Source organism: Variovorax sp. P1_H12_2 (genome assembly GCF_056405335.1).
In genome coordinates, this window is sequence record NZ_JBFUCI010000120.1 from 1 (window position 1) to 15,140 (window position 15,140).

18 protein-coding genes are annotated in these 15,140 nt (G+C 68.7%); 6 read left to right on the forward strand and 12 right to left on the reverse strand.

Annotated features, from left to right (window positions below; translation table 11 throughout):
* From AC1D2K_RS14335 to AC1D2K_RS14360, 6 genes are all read left to right on the forward strand, one after another.
* On the forward strand, positions 1-351 hold a 351-nt coding region (locus AC1D2K_RS14335; RefSeq protein ID WP_478089495.1), incomplete at its 5' end, for a methyl-accepting chemotaxis protein.
* Between the two features lie 82 nt (positions 352-433).
* Positions 434-2,398, forward strand: coding sequence for a flagellar hook-associated protein FlgK (flgK, locus tag AC1D2K_RS14340; RefSeq protein ID WP_478089496.1), 1,965 nt, complete (start codon positions 434-436; stop codon positions 2,396-2,398).
* Positions 2,399-2,432: 34 nt separating this feature from the next.
* Positions 2,433-3,644, forward strand: coding sequence for a flagellar hook-associated protein FlgL (gene flgL / locus AC1D2K_RS14345; protein ID WP_478089497.1), 1,212 nt, complete (start codon positions 2,433-2,435; stop codon positions 3,642-3,644).
* Positions 3,645-3,672: 28 nt separating this feature from the next.
* Entirely contained in the window at positions 3,673-4,425 is a 753-nt protein-coding gene (locus AC1D2K_RS14350; protein ID WP_478089498.1) for a hypothetical protein, read from the forward strand.
* Positions 4,426-4,537: 112 nt separating this feature from the next.
* A complete protein-coding gene (locus AC1D2K_RS14355; RefSeq protein ID WP_478089499.1) occupies positions 4,538-4,798 on the forward strand; it encodes a hypothetical protein in 261 nt (86 codons plus the stop codon).
* Positions 4,799-4,867: 69 nt separating this feature from the next.
* Positions 4,868-5,815 carry a DUF5996 family protein gene (locus AC1D2K_RS14360; protein ID WP_478089500.1) on the forward strand — a complete coding sequence of 316 codons (948 nt, stop codon included), beginning with the start codon at positions 4,868-4,870 and terminating at the stop codon, positions 5,813-5,815.
* 46 nt (positions 5,816-5,861) lie between these two features.
* Here AC1D2K_RS14360 and AC1D2K_RS14365 read toward each other — a convergent pair whose 3' ends face one another.
* The 12 genes from AC1D2K_RS14365 to AC1D2K_RS14420 all read right to left on the reverse strand — a co-directional run.
* Complete coding sequence (locus tag AC1D2K_RS14365; protein ID WP_478089501.1) at positions 5,862-6,590, reverse strand: MgtC/SapB family protein; 729 nt, start codon at positions 6,588-6,590, stop codon at positions 5,862-5,864.
* 82 nt (positions 6,591-6,672) lie between these two features.
* Entirely contained in the window at positions 6,673-7,467 is a 795-nt protein-coding gene (gene fliR, locus AC1D2K_RS14370; RefSeq protein ID WP_478089502.1) for a flagellar biosynthetic protein FliR, read from the reverse strand.
* Between the two features lie 283 nt (positions 7,468-7,750).
* A complete protein-coding gene (gene fliQ / locus AC1D2K_RS14375) occupies positions 7,751-8,020 on the reverse strand; it encodes a flagellar biosynthesis protein FliQ (protein WP_478089503.1) in 270 nt (89 codons plus the stop codon).
* A 144-nt stretch (positions 8,021-8,164) separates the two neighbouring features.
* Entirely contained in the window at positions 8,165-8,857 is a 693-nt protein-coding gene (gene fliP / locus AC1D2K_RS14380; protein WP_478089512.1) for a flagellar type III secretion system pore protein FliP, read from the reverse strand.
* Between the two features lie 59 nt (positions 8,858-8,916).
* Positions 8,917-9,324 carry a flagellar biosynthetic protein FliO gene (fliO, locus tag AC1D2K_RS14385; RefSeq protein ID WP_478089504.1) on the reverse strand — a complete coding sequence of 136 codons (408 nt, stop codon included), beginning with the start codon at positions 9,322-9,324 and terminating at the stop codon, positions 8,917-8,919.
* A gap of 55 nt (positions 9,325-9,379) precedes the next feature.
* A complete protein-coding gene (fliN, locus tag AC1D2K_RS14390; RefSeq protein ID WP_478089505.1) occupies positions 9,380-9,814 on the reverse strand; it encodes a flagellar motor switch protein FliN in 435 nt (144 codons plus the stop codon).
* Positions 9,807-10,808, reverse strand: coding sequence for a flagellar motor switch protein FliM (gene fliM, locus AC1D2K_RS14395; protein ID WP_478089506.1), 1,002 nt, complete (start codon positions 10,806-10,808; stop codon positions 9,807-9,809). The genes fliN and fliM overlap by 8 nt, the downstream gene beginning before the upstream one ends.
* A gap of 21 nt (positions 10,809-10,829) precedes the next feature.
* Positions 10,830-11,309 carry a flagellar basal body-associated FliL family protein gene (locus AC1D2K_RS14400; protein WP_478089507.1) on the reverse strand — a complete coding sequence of 160 codons (480 nt, stop codon included), beginning with the start codon at positions 11,307-11,309 and terminating at the stop codon, positions 10,830-10,832.
* Between the two features lie 104 nt (positions 11,310-11,413).
* Positions 11,414-12,763, reverse strand: coding sequence for a flagellar hook-length control protein FliK (locus tag AC1D2K_RS14405; RefSeq protein WP_478089508.1), 1,350 nt, complete (start codon positions 12,761-12,763; stop codon positions 11,414-11,416).
* Between the two features lie 20 nt (positions 12,764-12,783).
* The gene (fliJ, locus tag AC1D2K_RS14410; protein ID WP_478089509.1) at positions 12,784-13,239 is read right to left on the reverse strand and encodes a flagellar export protein FliJ; all 456 of its coding nucleotides are present in this window, start codon (positions 13,237-13,239) and stop codon (positions 12,784-12,786) included.
* 17 nt (positions 13,240-13,256) lie between these two features.
* Positions 13,257-14,681, reverse strand: coding sequence for a flagellar protein export ATPase FliI (fliI, locus tag AC1D2K_RS14415; protein ID WP_478089510.1), 1,425 nt, complete (start codon positions 14,679-14,681; stop codon positions 13,257-13,259).
* Between the two features lie 144 nt (positions 14,682-14,825).
* The coding region (locus tag AC1D2K_RS14420) for a FliH/SctL family protein (protein WP_478089511.1) at positions 14,826-15,140 on the reverse strand (315 nt) is incomplete at its 5' end.

The following is a 15,140-nucleotide window of genomic DNA, read 5'->3' on the forward strand; positions in this document are numbered from 1 at the left end:
GCCAAGGAGATCAAGGGCCTGATCGACGACTCGGTGGGCAAGGTCGGCGCGGGCAGCGCGCTGGTGGCCGAAGCGGGCAAGACCATGGAAGAGATCGTCGGCAGCGTGAAGCGCGTGACGGACATCATGGGCGAGATCACGGCGGCGAGCCAGGAGCAGACCTCGGGGATCGAGCAGATCAACCAGGCGATCACGCAGATGGACCAGGTGACGCAGAAGAACGCGGCGCTGGTCGAGGAAGCCTCGGCTGCGGCGCAATCCTTGCAGGAGCAGGCGGGGGGGCTCTCGGATGTTGTCGGCATCTTCAGGCTCCGTGACCAGGACGACGCGCGGCCTTCAATTTTGGCCTGACGCTGCCGATATAGATCTCGAAGGCATCGCAGCGACGATGCCGCGAGTCACACCCACCCCACAGACAACCAGGTAATTCTCCATGTCAGGAAGCTTGTTCTTTACGGGTCTGAGCGGCCTCAGCGTCGCCCGCACCGCGCTGATGACCACGGCCCACAACACCGCCAACGTGTACACCGCGGGCTACAGCCGGCAGGTCGCCCAGGTCGCCACCAACGCCGCGATCGGCACCGGCTCGGGATACATCGGCACCGGCGCCGGCGTCACCACGATCAACCGCAGCTACGACCGCTATCTCACCGCGCAACTCGCGTCGGCCCAGTCTTCCTCGGCGGCGCTGAACGCCTACGGCACCGAGATCAGCCGCATCGACTCCCTGCTGGCCGACAAGACCGCCGGCCTGAGCCCGTTGATGCAGAGCTTCTTCACGGCGGTGCAAGGCGTCGCCAACACGCCGGCCGATCCGGCGGCGCGCCAGCAGCTGATCAGCTCGGCGCAGTCGTTGTCCAACAAGTTCCGCGCCACCGACCGCTACCTGAGCGACCTCAATGCGTCGCTGAACGAGCAGGTCACGGGCAGCGTGGCCCAGATCAACACCTATTCCAGCAAGATCGCGAGTCTCAACCAGCAGATCAGCATGATGAGCGCGGTCGCCGGCGGCCAGCCCCCGAACGACCTGCTGGACCAGCGCGACCAGCTGGTGAGCGAGCTGAGCCAGATCGCCGACGTCAAGGTGCTGGAGCAGGACAACGGCAAGTACAACGTCTTCATGGGCAACGGCCAGTCGCTGGTGATGGGGGACCAGGCCGCGACCGTGAAGGCGGTGCCGTCGGCCGCCGATCCGACCCGCACCACGGTGGCCCTGGTGGGCCTGTCGGGCACGGTGTCCGAGCTCGGCGACAACGTCATCACGGGCGGTTCGCTGGGCGGCCTGATGTCGTTCCGGGCCCAGACGCTCATCCCCGCGCAGAATGCGATCGGCCGGCTCGCGATGGCGGTGTCGGGCGCCTTCAACGACCAGCACAAGCTGGGCGTCGACCTCAACGGCGCGCTCGGGACGGACTTCTTCACGACCGCCGCGCCCGGCATCTTCTCGAACGCGAAGAACACCGGCAACCTGGTGCTCGCCGGCAGCGTGACGAACACCAACCAGCTCAGCACCAGCGACTACTCGATTCAAGTCAAGGATGTGGCAGGCACGCTGAACTACTCGGTGACCCGGCTGTCGGACAAGCAGGCCATGGGCACCTTCACCACCTTCCCGATCACCTTCGACGGCGTGAGCCTGTCGCAGGCGAGCGGCACGGCGCAGGACGGCGACACCTTCCTGGTGCAGCCCACCCGCAACGGCGCGCGCGACCTGGACGTGCTGGTGCTGGACCCGGCCAAGGTGGCTGCGGCCTCGCCCGTGATCACCGGCAACAGCGCCGGCAACCAGGGCAGCGGGAAGCTCGGCGCCGCGACCGTCGACGCCAGCTACCCCGGCACGCCGCTGGCGGCCAACGTGACGCTGAGCTACGACGCGGCGACCGGCATGCTGTCGGGCTTCCCCGCGGCCTCCGCGGTCACCGTGACGCTGGCCAACGGCACCTCCACGATCTATCCGGCCAACACCCCCGTGCCCTACACGGCCGGCGCCAAGATCAGCTTCGACGGCATCAGCATGACGATGACGGGCGCGCCGGCCAACGGCGACACCTTCACCGTCGGCAAGAACAGCGCCGGCGTCTCCGACGGCAGCAACGCGCTGCTGCTCGGCGCGCTGCAGCGCCAGACCACGATGGGCAACGGCACCACCACCTTCAACGGCGCCTACTCGCAGCTGGTCAGCGAAGTCGGCAACAAGACGATGGAAATCAAGGTCGCCGCCAAGACGCAGGAGAGCGTGACCACCCAGATCAAGGCCAGCCAGCAGTCGATCTCGGGCGTCAACCAGGACGAGGAAACCGCCAACCTGCTGATGTACCAGCAGATGTACCAGGCCAATGCGAAGGTGATCCAGACCGCCTCGACCATCTTCGACGCGATCCTCGGCATCCGCAGCTGATCCCACCGAACCCCACCCAATTCCAGGAGCCGTGATGCGCATCAGCACCAGTTCGTTCTTCGAGCGGAACACCTTCGCGATGGGCCTGCAGCAGCAGAACCTCTTCAACGTCCAGCAGCGGCTGTCCGCCGGGACCAAGTTCCTGACGGCCGGCGACGACCCGGTCGGCGCGGCGCGGGCGCTCGGCGTCAGCCAGACGCTGGCTGAATCCTCGCAGTACGCCACCAGCCGCGAGCGCGCGATGCTGTCGCTCAAGCGCGAGGAGACCGCGCTCGACAGCACCACCGTGCTGTTGCAGAACATCAAGACCCTGACCGTGCAGGCCGGCAACGGCACGATCTCGGACGCCGACCGGGCCTCGCTGGCCACCGCGATCCAGAGCAACCTCGACCAGCTCGTGGGCCTCGCGAACACCGACGACGGCAACGGCCAGTTCCTGTTTGCCGGCTACAAGAGCGCCAACCCGCCCTTCGTCGCGCAGGCTGGCGGCTTCGTGCAGTATGTCGGCGACCAGGGCCAGCGCCTGATGCAGATCGACGTGGCGCGCCAGCTGTCGACCTCCGACGACGGCCGCAGCGTGTTCCAGTCGGTGCAGGGCGGCGCGGGCTATGTCACCTCGGGCGCGGCGGGAAACAGCGGCACCGGGGTCTTCGGTCCGGTCGGCGTGGTCGATGCGACCGCGCCGGACTACGGCAAGGATTTCCGGATCAGCTTCCTGGGCGGCAACTACACTGTGCTGACCAACGACGTGCCCGCCGTGGTCGCCGCCAGCGGCGCCTTCACGGCCGGCTCGCCGATCGCCTTCGGCGGCTTGCAGATCAGCCTCAGCGGCACGCCGGACGACGGCGACAGCTTCAGCGTCAGCACCGCCAAGAATGCGGGCACCGACATCTTCGCGACCATCGGCGCGCTGGTGACGGCACTGCGCACGCCGCTCACCGGCGGCGGCGCTGCGGCGCAGGCCAAGCTGCAGAACGCGCTGAGCACCGCCAACGTCAAGGTCACGAACGCGCACGACAACGTGCTGACCGTCCTGTCGTCGGTGGGTTCGCGCATGAACGAGATCGACGCCCTCGACGTCGGCGGCGCAGCGCGCGACCTGATGGACAAGAGCTACCTCTCGGCGGTGCAGGACCTCGATCCGGCCAGCGCGATCTCGGAGTTCTACCAGCGCCAGACCTCGCTGCAGGCGACGCAGATGACCTTTGCGAAGCTGGCTTCGATTTCGCTCTTCAACTACCTGTGAGAGAGTTGCCGCGCGGCCTTCTCTTCGATTGAAGAGCCAGGCAGGCGCGGGATCGCCCAACAATGCGGGTCTGGTCGTTCTCGGAAAGGAGCTCCCGATGTTCGCTGGTCACATGGGCGTCGGCCTGGCCTTGGGGCGCGCCGAACGGCGGGTGAACGTGGGCGTGTTCATCGCCGCCGGGCTGCTTCTCGACCTGGTCTTGTGGCTCTTCGTGCTGCTTGGCTGGGAGTCCGTCACGCTGCCCGCGGACTTCGCCAGCACGCACCAGGCGGAATTCGTGTTTCCCTGCTCGCATGGATTGCTGGCCGCCGCGGTCTGGTCCGCCTTGGCGGGCGCGGCAGCGTTCGTCTCGTACGGACGCCTCGGACCTTCGAAGGTGCGCGTCGCCGCACTGGTCGCCGCGGCGGTCTTCTCGCATTGGCTCCTCGACGCCCTGGTTCACAGGCCTGAAATGCCTCTGGCCGGCGCCGGATCGGCGAAGGTGGGCGTCGGCCTCTGGCAGCACATGCCTGCAGCCTTGGCCGTCGAGGCCGCCATCGTGGTGATTGGCCTCTGCCTGTTCATTCCTGGATGCCGGCTGCCCCGCGGCAGGTTGATCGCACTCACCATGCTGTCGCTGCTCGTTCTTGTCTTCACGGTGGTCGGCATGACGATGGCGCCGCCTCCACCTTCGCCGCAGGCCATGGCGGCCGGTTCATGGGCGGTTCTTGTGCTGGTTTGCGCGCTGGCGGGGTGGTTGGCTAGGCTGCCGCGCGAAGCGCTCGCCAATGGCGGACATTGATGCAGAGTCAAGGGCAGGGCATGAGGATTCGGGCATTTGCGGGAACGCTTGCGAGCGAGAAGGACTTGGAAATATGATTTGTCAGGAGAAAGCAAGAAATTCAACGAAATCCATGAATACCGAGATGCGATTGTTTGAGGGATACAAATTGGTGGCGGGCCTGCGTTGGCTTTTCAGCGAAGGAAAGCGTGCCGTCGAGCGAAACCTCATGATGACGCTGTTCGTGATCGGGTTGTCCGCCGTCTCGTTCTCGATTTCCTCGTCGAACACATCGGGCCGAAATGACGCCGGCCGGAAAGGGCCGGCAGCCGGCAACGCTGTAGAAAAGGAAGTCCCGAGAATGCAGCCGAGAAGGCCGCCGCTGGACTCCTGAGCAACGGCCTGGCCGTCGAGGCCGGGACGACTTGTGCCCCCTCGGCGTCCACTTCATCAGGAGCCAGCCATGCCAGATTCAACTCCCATGCGAGACGCGCGGCCCGGCATGGAATGGCCTGAACTGTCGCTGGCACAGTGGCGCGAGACGTATGCCACGCTTCACATGTGGACCCAGATCGTGGGCAAGACGCGGCTCGCGCTCGCGCCCATGGAGAACCACTGGTGGCAGGTGACGCTGTACGTCAGTGAACGAGGACTCACCACGTCGCCGATGCCTTGGCTTTCGAAGCTCGTGGTGGTGGAGTTCGACTTCATCGACCATGTCCTTGTGCTGCGCACCAGTGAGGGCGAAGCGTGCCGACTGGCACTTGCGCCGATGTCGGTGGCAAGCTTCTACGCGAAGTACACCGACGCGTTGAAGTCGCTGGGCGTGACGCCGACGCTCATGCCGAAGCCTGTGGAAGTGGAAACCGCCGTTCCCTTCGCACAGGACGTGGCGCACGCCTCGTACGACGCGGCGGCCGTCCACCGCTGGTGGCGTGCCTTGCTGCAGGTCGATCGCGTGTTCAAGATCTTCCGCAGCGGCTTTGCAGGCAAGCAGAGTCCGATGCACTTCTTCTGGGGAAGCTTCGACCTTGCTTGCACGCGCTTTTCGGGTCGGGTGGCACCGCGCCACCCCGGGGGTGCTCCGAACTGCCCCCAACGCGTGATGGTCGAGGCCTACTCGCACGAATGCAGCAGCGCCGGCTTCTGGCCAGGCGGCGGCGCCTTCGAGGAGCCTGCGTTCTACGCCTACGCCTACCCGGAGCCGCCGGGATACGGAGAGCAACGGGTGCAGCCGACCGCTGCCTTCTACCACCCACCGGCACGCGAGTTCATCCTGCCGTACGACGCGGTGCGTACGGCGGCGACGCCGGATCTCGACCTCCTGGCGTTCCTGCAGAGCACCTATGGTGCCGCGGCGGGACTCGCCGAATGGGATCGCGCGGTGCTGGAGCGACGGGACGACGGGTGAAGGTGCGGGGAATTGCCCGGTTGCGCCGTCGCTCGCGCCGCCGGCGCTATTCCTCGCCGCTCGAATTCCAGAAGGCCTGGGAGACGCCCGGATGGGCCTCGAGGGCCGCCGTGACCTTGTCCAGCGCCTCCGCCTCCACGGCAGTGGCATAGAGCCGGGCATCGATCTCGATCTCCGTCTGGCCGAAGGGATGCTGGTCGACCTCGCGCACCGGGTAGTCGGCGGCTTCCAGCAGCTCGATCGCCTTCTCGCGCACGTCGGCCTGGCTCTGGCTGCTGCAGATCACGTAGACCGTGTACATCGCCTCGCTGGCCGCTTCGTTGACGGGCTGGCGATTGATCCGGTTGACCACCGGGCGCAGCAGCGTGTTGCTGGCCAGCACGAACATCGCCGCAATGATGGCCTCGCCGATCAGGCCGGCGCCGGCACAGGCGCCCACCGCGCCCGACCCCCAGAGCGTGGCGGCGGTGTTGAGACCCGTGACGTTCGCGCCCTCCTTCATGATCGCGCCCGCACCGAGGAAGCCGATGCCGGACACCACGTAGGCGACCACGTGGATCGGGCCCTGGTTGCCGCCATGAATCTGGAACAGGCGATCGCCCAGCAGCACGAAGATGGCGGCGCCGACCGCCACCAGGGTGTTGGTGCGCAAGCCCGCCGTGCGCTGGCGCACCTGCCGTTCGAAGCCGATCATGGCGCCCAGCAAGAAGGCGAAGACCAGGCTGACCACGGAGTCGATCAGGGCCGTCGGGTTGAAGTACTGGATGGCTTGCATGGGGCATCGGGCCGTCGGGGCGAGCCGAAGCGGCAAAGGGACGGAAGGCCGGGACTGTACCTGTTCGAGGCGCTCGATGGGTTCAGCGCCGCAATGCCGCAGCGAAGCGCACCATGGCATCGAGCCCGGCCGCAAAGCGCGGTTCGAGGAACGCGCCCAGGTGCGGCATCAGCAGCTGCAGCATCCCGATCCCCGCCAGCAGCGTCAGCGGGAAGCCCACCGCGAAGATGCTGAACTGCGGCGAGGCGCGGTTCAGGATGCCCATCGCGAGGTTGAGGATCAGGAGCGCGGCCACCAGCGGCAGCGAGAGCATCATGCCGCTGGCGAAGATCTGGCTGGCGCCCGAGACCAGGAACATCCAACCCTGCGCGGCCAGCGGCGCGTCGGCGATCGGCAGGGCCTCGAAGCTCTGGGCCAGCGCGGCGATCATCAGCAGGTGGCCGTCGATCGCGACGAAGATCAGCATCGCCAGCATGTTGAGAAAGCGCGCCACCACCATCGTGGCGCCGCCGTTCATCGGGTCGAAGAAGGACGCGAACGACAGGCCCATCTGCAGGCCGATGTACTCGCCCGCGGCCAGCACCGCGATGAACACCATGCGCATCGTGAAGCCCATGGCCGCGCCGACCAGCACCTGCTGGATGATGATCCAGACCCCGCCGGCCGAGACCACCGGCACCGAGGGCATGGCCCCCAGCGTCGGTGCGATGACCAGCGCGAGCAGCGCCGCGATCGCGACCTTGACCGGGCGCGGCACCCACGATTCACTGAAGATGGGGGCGGTCCCGACCAGCGCCAGCATCCGGACGARAGGCCACAGGAAGGCCGTCATCCATGCGGTCAGCTGCGCCGACGTGACCTCGAAGACCGGTGGCATCAGGCCGGCGCCGGGCCGCCAGCGCGGCGAAGTCCGCGCTTCGCGCTGACGGGCGGCCTGCTGACTCCCCCTCGGGGGGCAGCGACACACGAAGTGAGGAGCGTGGGGGCCATCCAGGCCGGCGCCGGGCCGCCCCAAGGCGGCCYGCGGCCCCCTCGGGGGGCAGCGACACACGAAGTGAGGAGCGTGGGGGCCATCCAGGCCGGCGCCGGGCCGCCCCAAGGCGGCCTGCGGCCCCCTCGGGGGGCAGCGACACACGAAGTGAGGAGCGTGGGGGCCACATTCAGCCCACGAGCTGCGGAATGCTCATGAACAGCGTGCGGATGTAGTCCAGCATCTGGTTGAGCATCCAGGGACCGGCGATCACCAGCGTCGCGAACACCGCCAGCAGCTTCGGGATGAACGACAGCGTCTGCTCGTTGATCTGGGTCGCGGCCTGGAAGATGCTGATGATCAGGCCGACGATCAGCGCCACCAGAAGCAGCGGCGCGGCGAGCACCAGCGACACCTGGATCGCCTGGTTGCCCATCGACATGATGGTTTCTGGAGTCATCCTGTTTCCTTCCTTCCGATCCATGTCGTTCCCGCTTCCGGGGTGTTCGTGAAACACCGCGGAACCGGCTTTGCCGGGCCGCTGGTGTTGCCCCCGGTAGGGGGTGGGCGGGCTACACGAAGTGAGCCCAACCTGGGGGCGAGCTCATGTGTAGAAACTTTGCGCGAGCGCGCCGATGAGCAGCTGCCAGCCATCGGCGAGCACGAACAGCATCAGCTTGAAGGGCAGGGCGATGCCGGCGGGCGGCACCATCATCATGCCCATCGACATCAGCACGCTCGCGACCACCAGGTCGATGATCAGGAAGGGAATGAAGATGGTGAAGCCGATCTGGAAGGCGGTTTTCAGCTCGCTGATCACGAAGGAGGGCAGCAGGATGCGCAGCGGCACGTCCTCGGGCCCCTGCATCTCGGGCACCTTGGCGAGCTTGGCGAACAGGGCCAGGTCGTTCTCGCGGGTCTGGCGCAGCATGAAGGTCTTGAAGGGCTCGATGCCGCGCTCGAGCGCCTTCTCGGTACTGATCTTGTTTTCCGAGAAGGGCTTGTAGGCCTCGTTGTAGACCTTGTCGAACACCGGCGACATGACGAAGAAGGTCAGGAACAGCGACAGGCCGACCAGGATCTGGTTCGGCGGCGACGACTGCGTGCCGATGGCAGTGCGCAGCAGGCCCAGCACGATCAGGATGCGGGTGAAGCTGGTCATGCACAGCAACAGCGCCGGCAGGAAGGACAGCGAGGTCAGCAGCACCAGCGTCTGCACGCTGAGCGACCAGGTCTGGCTGCCGCCGGGGCCGGGCGTGCTGATCAGGCCGGGCAGGCCCTGGGTCCAGGCCGCCATCGGCAGCGTGGCCGCGAGCAGCACGAGGCCGGCCCGAAGGCCGCGGCGAAGGGCGTGGCTCACGAGGCCGCCCGCGCCTTGCCGGTGAGCGATTCGCGCAGCTTCTGCGCGAACAGGTCGATCGGCTTGAAGGCTGCCGGCTCGGCGGCGCTGGCTTGGGGCAGCGACTGCGCCGGCAGGCTGTGCAGCGTGTTGATCTGGCTGGAGGTCACGCCCAGCACCAGCCAGGTGCCCGAGACCTCGACCACCACCACGCGCTCGCGCTGGCCGACGCTGGCGCTGGAGACCACCTTCACYACCTGGCCGCCGCCGCCGAAGCGCTGCAGGCCGAAGCGGCGCGCCAGCCAGGCGCACGCGAAGATCAGGCCCAGCACCATCAGCATGCCGAGGCCGGCCTGCAGCAGGCCCGAGGCGCCGACCACCGGCGCCACCTCGACCGCATGGGAAGGCACGGTCGGAAGGCTCATTCGAAAGCCTCCGCGCTGCGCGCTGCGGTATTCGCCTTCGGAACGGCCGTGCGGCTCATGAACGCGCCAGCTTCTGCATCCGCTCGGAGGGCGTGATGATGTCGGTCAGGCGGATGCCGTACTTGTCGTTGACCACCACCACTTCGCCCTGGGCGATCAGGTAGCCGTTGATCAGCACGTCGAGCGGCTCGCCGGCCAGGCCGTCGAGTTCGACCACCGAGCCTTGCGAGAGTTGCAGCAGGCTCTTGATCGTGATGCGGGTGCGGCCGATCTCGGCGGTGAGCTGCACCGGCACGTCCATCACGCGCGCGATGTCCACGGCCGAGACGCCGGCGGCCGAGGTCGGCTCCTGGATCTGCGGGAAGACCTGGGCGGCGGCAGGGRCCGGCACCGGCTGGGCGGCAGGCGCTGCAGGGGTGGCGGCGGTCTGCTCGGCCAGCGCGCTGGCCCAGTCGTCCGTGTCGCTGGCGAAGGAGGTGTTGTCAGTCATGGTCGTTCTTCACATCGCTGTCTTGGTGGGTGATCATGTTTTGCACGCGCAGGGCGTAGCGCTCGTTCGAGGTGCCGAAGCCGCACTCCATCACCGGCACGCCATCGACCTTGGCGACGACCGTGGTCGGCAGTTCGATCGGCAGCACGTCGCCGACCTGGAGCTTGAGGATCTCGCCGATGGTCGAGGACATCTTCACGAAGTCCGCGGTGAGCTCGACGTCGGCCGCCTGCATCTGCCTGGACATCTGCTTGATCCAGCGCTTGTCGACCTCGACCTCGTCCTGGATCGGGTTGGACAGCAGGTCGCGGATCGGCTCGATCATCGAGTAGGGGATGCACACGTGCAGGAAGCCGCCGATGGGGCCGAACTCGATCTGCAGCGTGGTGTTGATCACCACCTCGTTGGGCGCCACGATGTTGGCCAGCTTGCCGTGCATCTCGGCGCGCACGTAGTCGAAGGCCAGCGGAAACACCGGCTGCCAGGCCTCGCCGTAGCATTGCAGCGACAGGTCGAGCAGGCGCTTGATGATGCGCTGCTCGGTGCGCGTGAAGTCGCGGCCCTCGACCCGCACGTGGTAGCGACCGTCGCTGCCGAACAGGTTGTCGACCACCAGGAAGACCAGCTTCGGATCGAACACGAAGAGCGCGGTTCCCCGCAGCGGCTTCATGTGCATCATGTTGATGTTCGCGGGCACCGGCAGGTGCCGCACGAACTCGGCGTACTGCTGGATCTGCACCGGCCCGACCGAGATGTCGGGGCTGCGGCGCATGAAGTTCAGCAGCGCGCTGCGCAGGCCGCGCGCGAAGCGGTCGTTGATGACCTCCAGCGTGTGCATGCGGCTGCGGACCACGCGGTCGGGCGCGCCGAGGTCGTAGGCCGGCAGGCCGTCGGGCGGCGGAGGCGGAGATTTGGTCTGGTCGACGCTGCCGCCGGTGACGCCTTGCAGCAGTGCATCGACCTCGTCCTGCGAGAGGACCTGTTCATAGGCCATGGGTGGCTTGCCTGGTAGGGGTCACTGCACCACGAAGGTGTTGAAGGCGACGCTGGTGATGCCCTGCTCGGGCAACTCGCTGTTGAGCGGGCGGTTGAGCTCGACGCGGATTTCTTCGGCCAGCTTGGCCTTGTCCTCGGGCGAAACGAGGGAGTCGGCGCTCCGGTTCGACAGCAGCATGAGGGCCCGGCTGCGCAGCTCGGGCATGAATTCGACGATCTGCGCCTTCGACGGCTCGCTGCGCACCCTCAGCGCCATGCCGACGTGCAGGAACTTGCCGCGGCCTTCGCCCTGGAGGTTCACGGTCAGGGGCTCCAGCGTGACGAAGATCGGCTTCTCGGGCACCGCCTTGGCGGCTTCGGCCTGCGTGAGCCTGGGGCCGACGAAGATATAGGCGGCCGCGCCGGCGGCCAGCAGGCCGACCCCGACCAGGAGGCCGATCAGCAGCTTCGAGGAGCGGGGGGCGGCAGGGGCGGCGGTGACTGAGGTGTTGGTGGCCATGGTGAAGCTCGATGTCTTGTTCGGTCTATTCTTTGCGAACTGAAGGCTTGGCGAACGGTCGATCAGGCGTGGAAAAGCGCCTCAGATCCGTTCATTGACGCGTTTCAGGCGAAGGTGTCCAGGCCGGCGCTCGCTGCGCGCACGGCATCGGGGCGGGCGGCGGCGCGTTGCGGCGCCGCGGCGCTGTCGGAGCCGCGGCCGGCGCCCGGATGGTCGGACTGGCCGGAGGAGCGTCCGGGGTTCTGCTCGGCGAAGCCCTGCTGCGACGGCTGGCGGGTCTCTGCGCCGACCGAGGTGTGGCCCAGGCTGATGCCCTGCTCGGCGAGCGTGGTGCGCAGCTGCGGCAGGGCCGCCTCGACCGCGCGGCGCACGCCTTCGTGGGCCGAGACGAACATCGCCTGCGCCTGGTTGTCGCCCATCGACAGCGTCACCTTGAGCGGGCCGAGTCCGGCCGGGTTGAGGTTCAGCTMGGCCGTCTGGTGGCCGCTGGCGCTCATGCGGATCATCTGCCGGCCGATCGCCGGGCCCCATTCGTCGCTGCCCACGGGCGGCGCGACCGACAGCACCGGCGTGGTGTTGCGGGTCGCGGCGGCACGGTCGGCCGCCGCCGGCATCGCCGAGGCGAGGGCCTGCGGCGCTTGCGGAGTCGATGCGGTGTCGGTGTCGAGCGGCTCGGCGCTCTTGGGCGCGCTGCCGGCGGCGATCGAGCTCGCGGCACCGGCGGCGGCCTGGATCGCGGCGGTCCTGGGTGTGTCGGTGGGGGCAGCCGCGGAGGCCGCCCCGGCTTCGCCCGCGGACGGTGCTGCAGCCCTGGCGCCCGCAATCGGCGGCATGCCCGACGGAGATGCTGGTGCGGTGGCGGCCTGCGGCTCGGCGGCTGCCGCCGTCTCGGCGGTCGGCCGCGCGAGTGCGGTCCTACCTGGATCGATCGCGCTGGCCGGCTTGGCCGCGTGCGGCGTGTCCGGGGCATCGTCCGCCGCCGGTGCATCCTGTGCCACGGCCTGGGCGGTCTCCTCGGCGCCGGCGGCCTGCGAGGCCGCTGCGTCGGCCGCCGGCAGCGCGATCGCGGATGCGCAAGCGTCCGCTGCGACCCCGTCCGGCAGCACGGCCGCGCCCTTCGCGGTGGACGCCGCGGCGTCCGCGCCCCGGCGGGCATCGGCCGCGGTGGCGACGATCGGCGCCGCGATCGGGGCCGCGAGCGGTGCCAGCAGGGCCAGCACGTCGGCGGCGCTGAGTTCGCTCTTGCGTTCGCCGTCGCGCAGCGACCGCCGCGATGCCACGGTGTCCGGCGCGGCATCGGAAGACGCGGAGGTCTTCGCTGCGCTGGCGGCGCGCGAGCGGTCCAGCGCCGCGCCGAAGCTGCGGCCCTCGGGCTGATCGGCGCCGCGGCCGCGCGTGCCGGCCTGCGAGACGGGCTGGCCGGAAGGATGGACGGAAGGAAGGAGTGTGGGCATGGGCGGATCCAGGATGGACTTCAAAGAGTCGGATGGGCGGCGCGGTCGAAGAACTTGCGGGCCGAGCGTTCGTCGCTGTCGCGCTGCTCGCGCTTGGCCTGCGCCAGCATCTCCTGGCGGCGCACGCGCTCGGCCAGGGTGTCGAAGGAGTTGAGGCGGCGCTTGTGGTGCTGCCAGTCGACGCGGCCGTGGTCGAGCCGGCTGGCCGCCTGGGCGACGATCGCGCGCTGCTGTTCGATGGCGCCGTCGAGCGTGCCCAGGAAGGCCTGGTAGTTGCGCCACTGCGCGGTCGGCAGGCCCTTGTTCATCAGCGCGTGCAACTGGTCGTAGTAGTCCTGGCGGTACTGCAGCAGCAGGTCGAGCTTCTGGTTGGCACTGAGCTGCGCGGTCTGCAGCGCGCCCAGGCGGCGCGCGGCATCGTCGGTCTGCGTGCGCGCCAGGTCGGTCAGGGTGTCGAGCGGAAGTCTCTGGACCATGGGGGTTCCTTGCTTTCTCAGGCGGGTTCGAACAGCTGGCCCATGCGCGCGATCGACGCCGCGTAGTCGGTGGGCTCCTCCATCGACTGCTGCAGGAAGGCCTCGATGCGCGGGTACATCGCGATCGCCTGATCCAGCTGCAGGTCGTGGCCGGGCGCATAGGCGCCGACGCTGATCAGGTCGCGGTTGCGCTGGTAGCGCGACAGCATCTGCTTGAAGCGGCGCACGGTGTCGAACTGCGAGGCCGGGATCAGCGCGGTCATCGCACGGCTGATGGAGGCCTCGATGTCGATCGCCGGGTAGTGGCCGGCCTCGGCCAGCGTGCGCGACAGCACCACGTGGCCGTCGAGGATGGCGCGGGCCGAGTCGGCGATCGGGTCCTGCTGGTCGTCGCCCTCGGACAGCACCGTGTAGAAAGCGGTGATCGAGCCGCCGCGCCCCTGGGCATCGCGGGCGCCGTTGCCGGCCCGCTCCACCAGGGCCGGCAGCTTGGCGAACACCGAGGGCGGGTAGCCCTTGGTGGCCGGCGGCTCGCCCACGGCCAGCGCGATCTCGCGCTGGGCCATCGCGTAGCGGGTCAGCGAGTCCATGATCAGGAGCACGTCCTTGCCGAGGTCGCGGAAGTGCTCCGCCAGGCAGGTGGCATAGGCCGCGCCCTGCAGCCGCAGCAGCGGCGAGTTGTCGGCCGGCGCGGCGACCACCACGGCGCGCGCCAGGCCTTCCTCGCCGAGCGTGTTCTCGATGAAATCCTTGACTTCGCGGCCGCGCTCGCCGATCAGGCCGACCACGATCACTTCGGCGCTGGTGTAGCGCGCCATCATGCCGAGCAGCACGCTCTTGCCGACGCCGGAGCCTGCGAACAGGCCCATGCGCTGGCCGCGGCCGACCGTGAGCATGGCGTTGATGGCGCGCACGCCGACGTCGAGCACCGAGTCGATCGGCGCCCGCGACAGCGGGTTCACCGGCGGCGAGGACAGCGGCACCTTGCGGCTGATGTCGAGCGGGCCGAGGCCGTCGAGCGGGCGGCCGGCGGCGTCGACCACGCGGCCGAGCATGCCGATGCCGACCGGCAGGCGCTTGGTGTGGGCGTCGCCCGTGAGCGCGGAGCCGGTCGTGCCGGGGCGCGGGAAGACGCGCGCGCCGGGCACCAGGCCGGCCACTTCGCTTTGYGGCATCAGGAACAGCCGGTCGCCCGCGAAGCCGACCACTTCGGCCTCGGCATGACGCTGCGGATGGCCGGCGGGCAGTTCGATCAGGCAGTCGCTGCCGACCGGCAGCTGCAGGCCGACGGCCTCCAGCACCAGGCCGACCGCGCGCGTCAGGCGGCCCGACTGGGTGGTCATCGCGCAGCGGCTGACGTCGCTGCGGGCCTGGGCCAGCGTGGCCAGCCAGGACTGCAGGTGGGGGTTGGCGGCCGTGGTGTTTTGAACGAGTGCAGGCATCTCAGTTTTCCTCCGCGCTATGGCGTGACCCACGACGCATGAAACCCGCGCAGGCCCATGTCAGGGATACCGCGGAACCGGCTTCGCCGGGCCGCTGGTATCGCCCCCTTGAGGGGGAGGCGCCGCAGGCGCTTCGGGGGTGGTTCATTGTTCCTGCGCGTCGATGTCGCGCTGGAGCACGGCGGTGACGCTCTTCCAGCGCGTTTCGAGGCTCGCATCCAGCTCGCCGCTGGCCGACTGCACGCGGCAGCTGCCGCGGCTCAGGGTCTCGTCGGCGCGCACTTGCCAGCCCGCGGCCTGCAGCTCGTTGCCCAGGCTGTTCTTCACCAGCGCCACGTCCTCCGGATGCAGCAGCAGGCGCGGCTCGCCCTGCAGCGCGGGGTCGGTGTGCAGCAGGTCCTGCACCAGCGGCAGCACCCACTCGGGCTCGGCGCGCAGCGTGCGATGCACCCCCGGGCG

Excerpts from the sequence above, each read along its gene's own strand:
- fliM (WP_478089506.1), bottom strand. The coding sequence starts at position 10,808 with ATGGCCTATGAACAGGTCCTCTCGCAGGACGAGGTCGATGCACTGCTG.
- AC1D2K_RS14360 (WP_478089500.1), top strand. The coding sequence starts at position 4,868 with ATGCCAGATTCAACTCCCATGCGAGACGCGCGGCCCGGCATGGAATGG.
- flgK (WP_478089496.1), top strand. The coding sequence starts at position 434 with ATGTCAGGAAGCTTGTTCTTTACGGGTCTGAGCGGCCTCAGCGTCGCC.
- AC1D2K_RS14365 (WP_478089501.1), bottom strand. The coding sequence starts at position 6,590 with ATGCAAGCCATCCAGTACTTCAACCCGACGGCCCTGATCGACTCCGTG.
- AC1D2K_RS14400 (WP_478089507.1), bottom strand. The coding sequence starts at position 11,309 with ATGGCCACCAACACCTCAGTCACCGCCGCCCCTGCCGCCCCCCGCTCC.
- AC1D2K_RS14355 (WP_478089499.1), top strand. The coding sequence starts at position 4,538 with ATGAATACCGAGATGCGATTGTTTGAGGGATACAAATTGGTGGCGGGC.
- fliP (WP_478089512.1), bottom strand. The coding sequence starts at position 8,857 with ATGGCGGCCTGGACCCAGGGCCTGCCCGGCCTGATCAGCACGCCCGGC.
- flgL (WP_478089497.1), top strand. The coding sequence starts at position 2,433 with ATGCGCATCAGCACCAGTTCGTTCTTCGAGCGGAACACCTTCGCGATG.
- fliQ (WP_478089503.1), bottom strand. The coding sequence starts at position 8,020 with ATGACTCCAGAAACCATCATGTCGATGGGCAACCAGGCGATCCAGGTG.
- fliJ (WP_478089509.1), bottom strand. The coding sequence starts at position 13,239 with ATGGTCCAGAGACTTCCGCTCGACACCCTGACCGACCTGGCGCGCACG.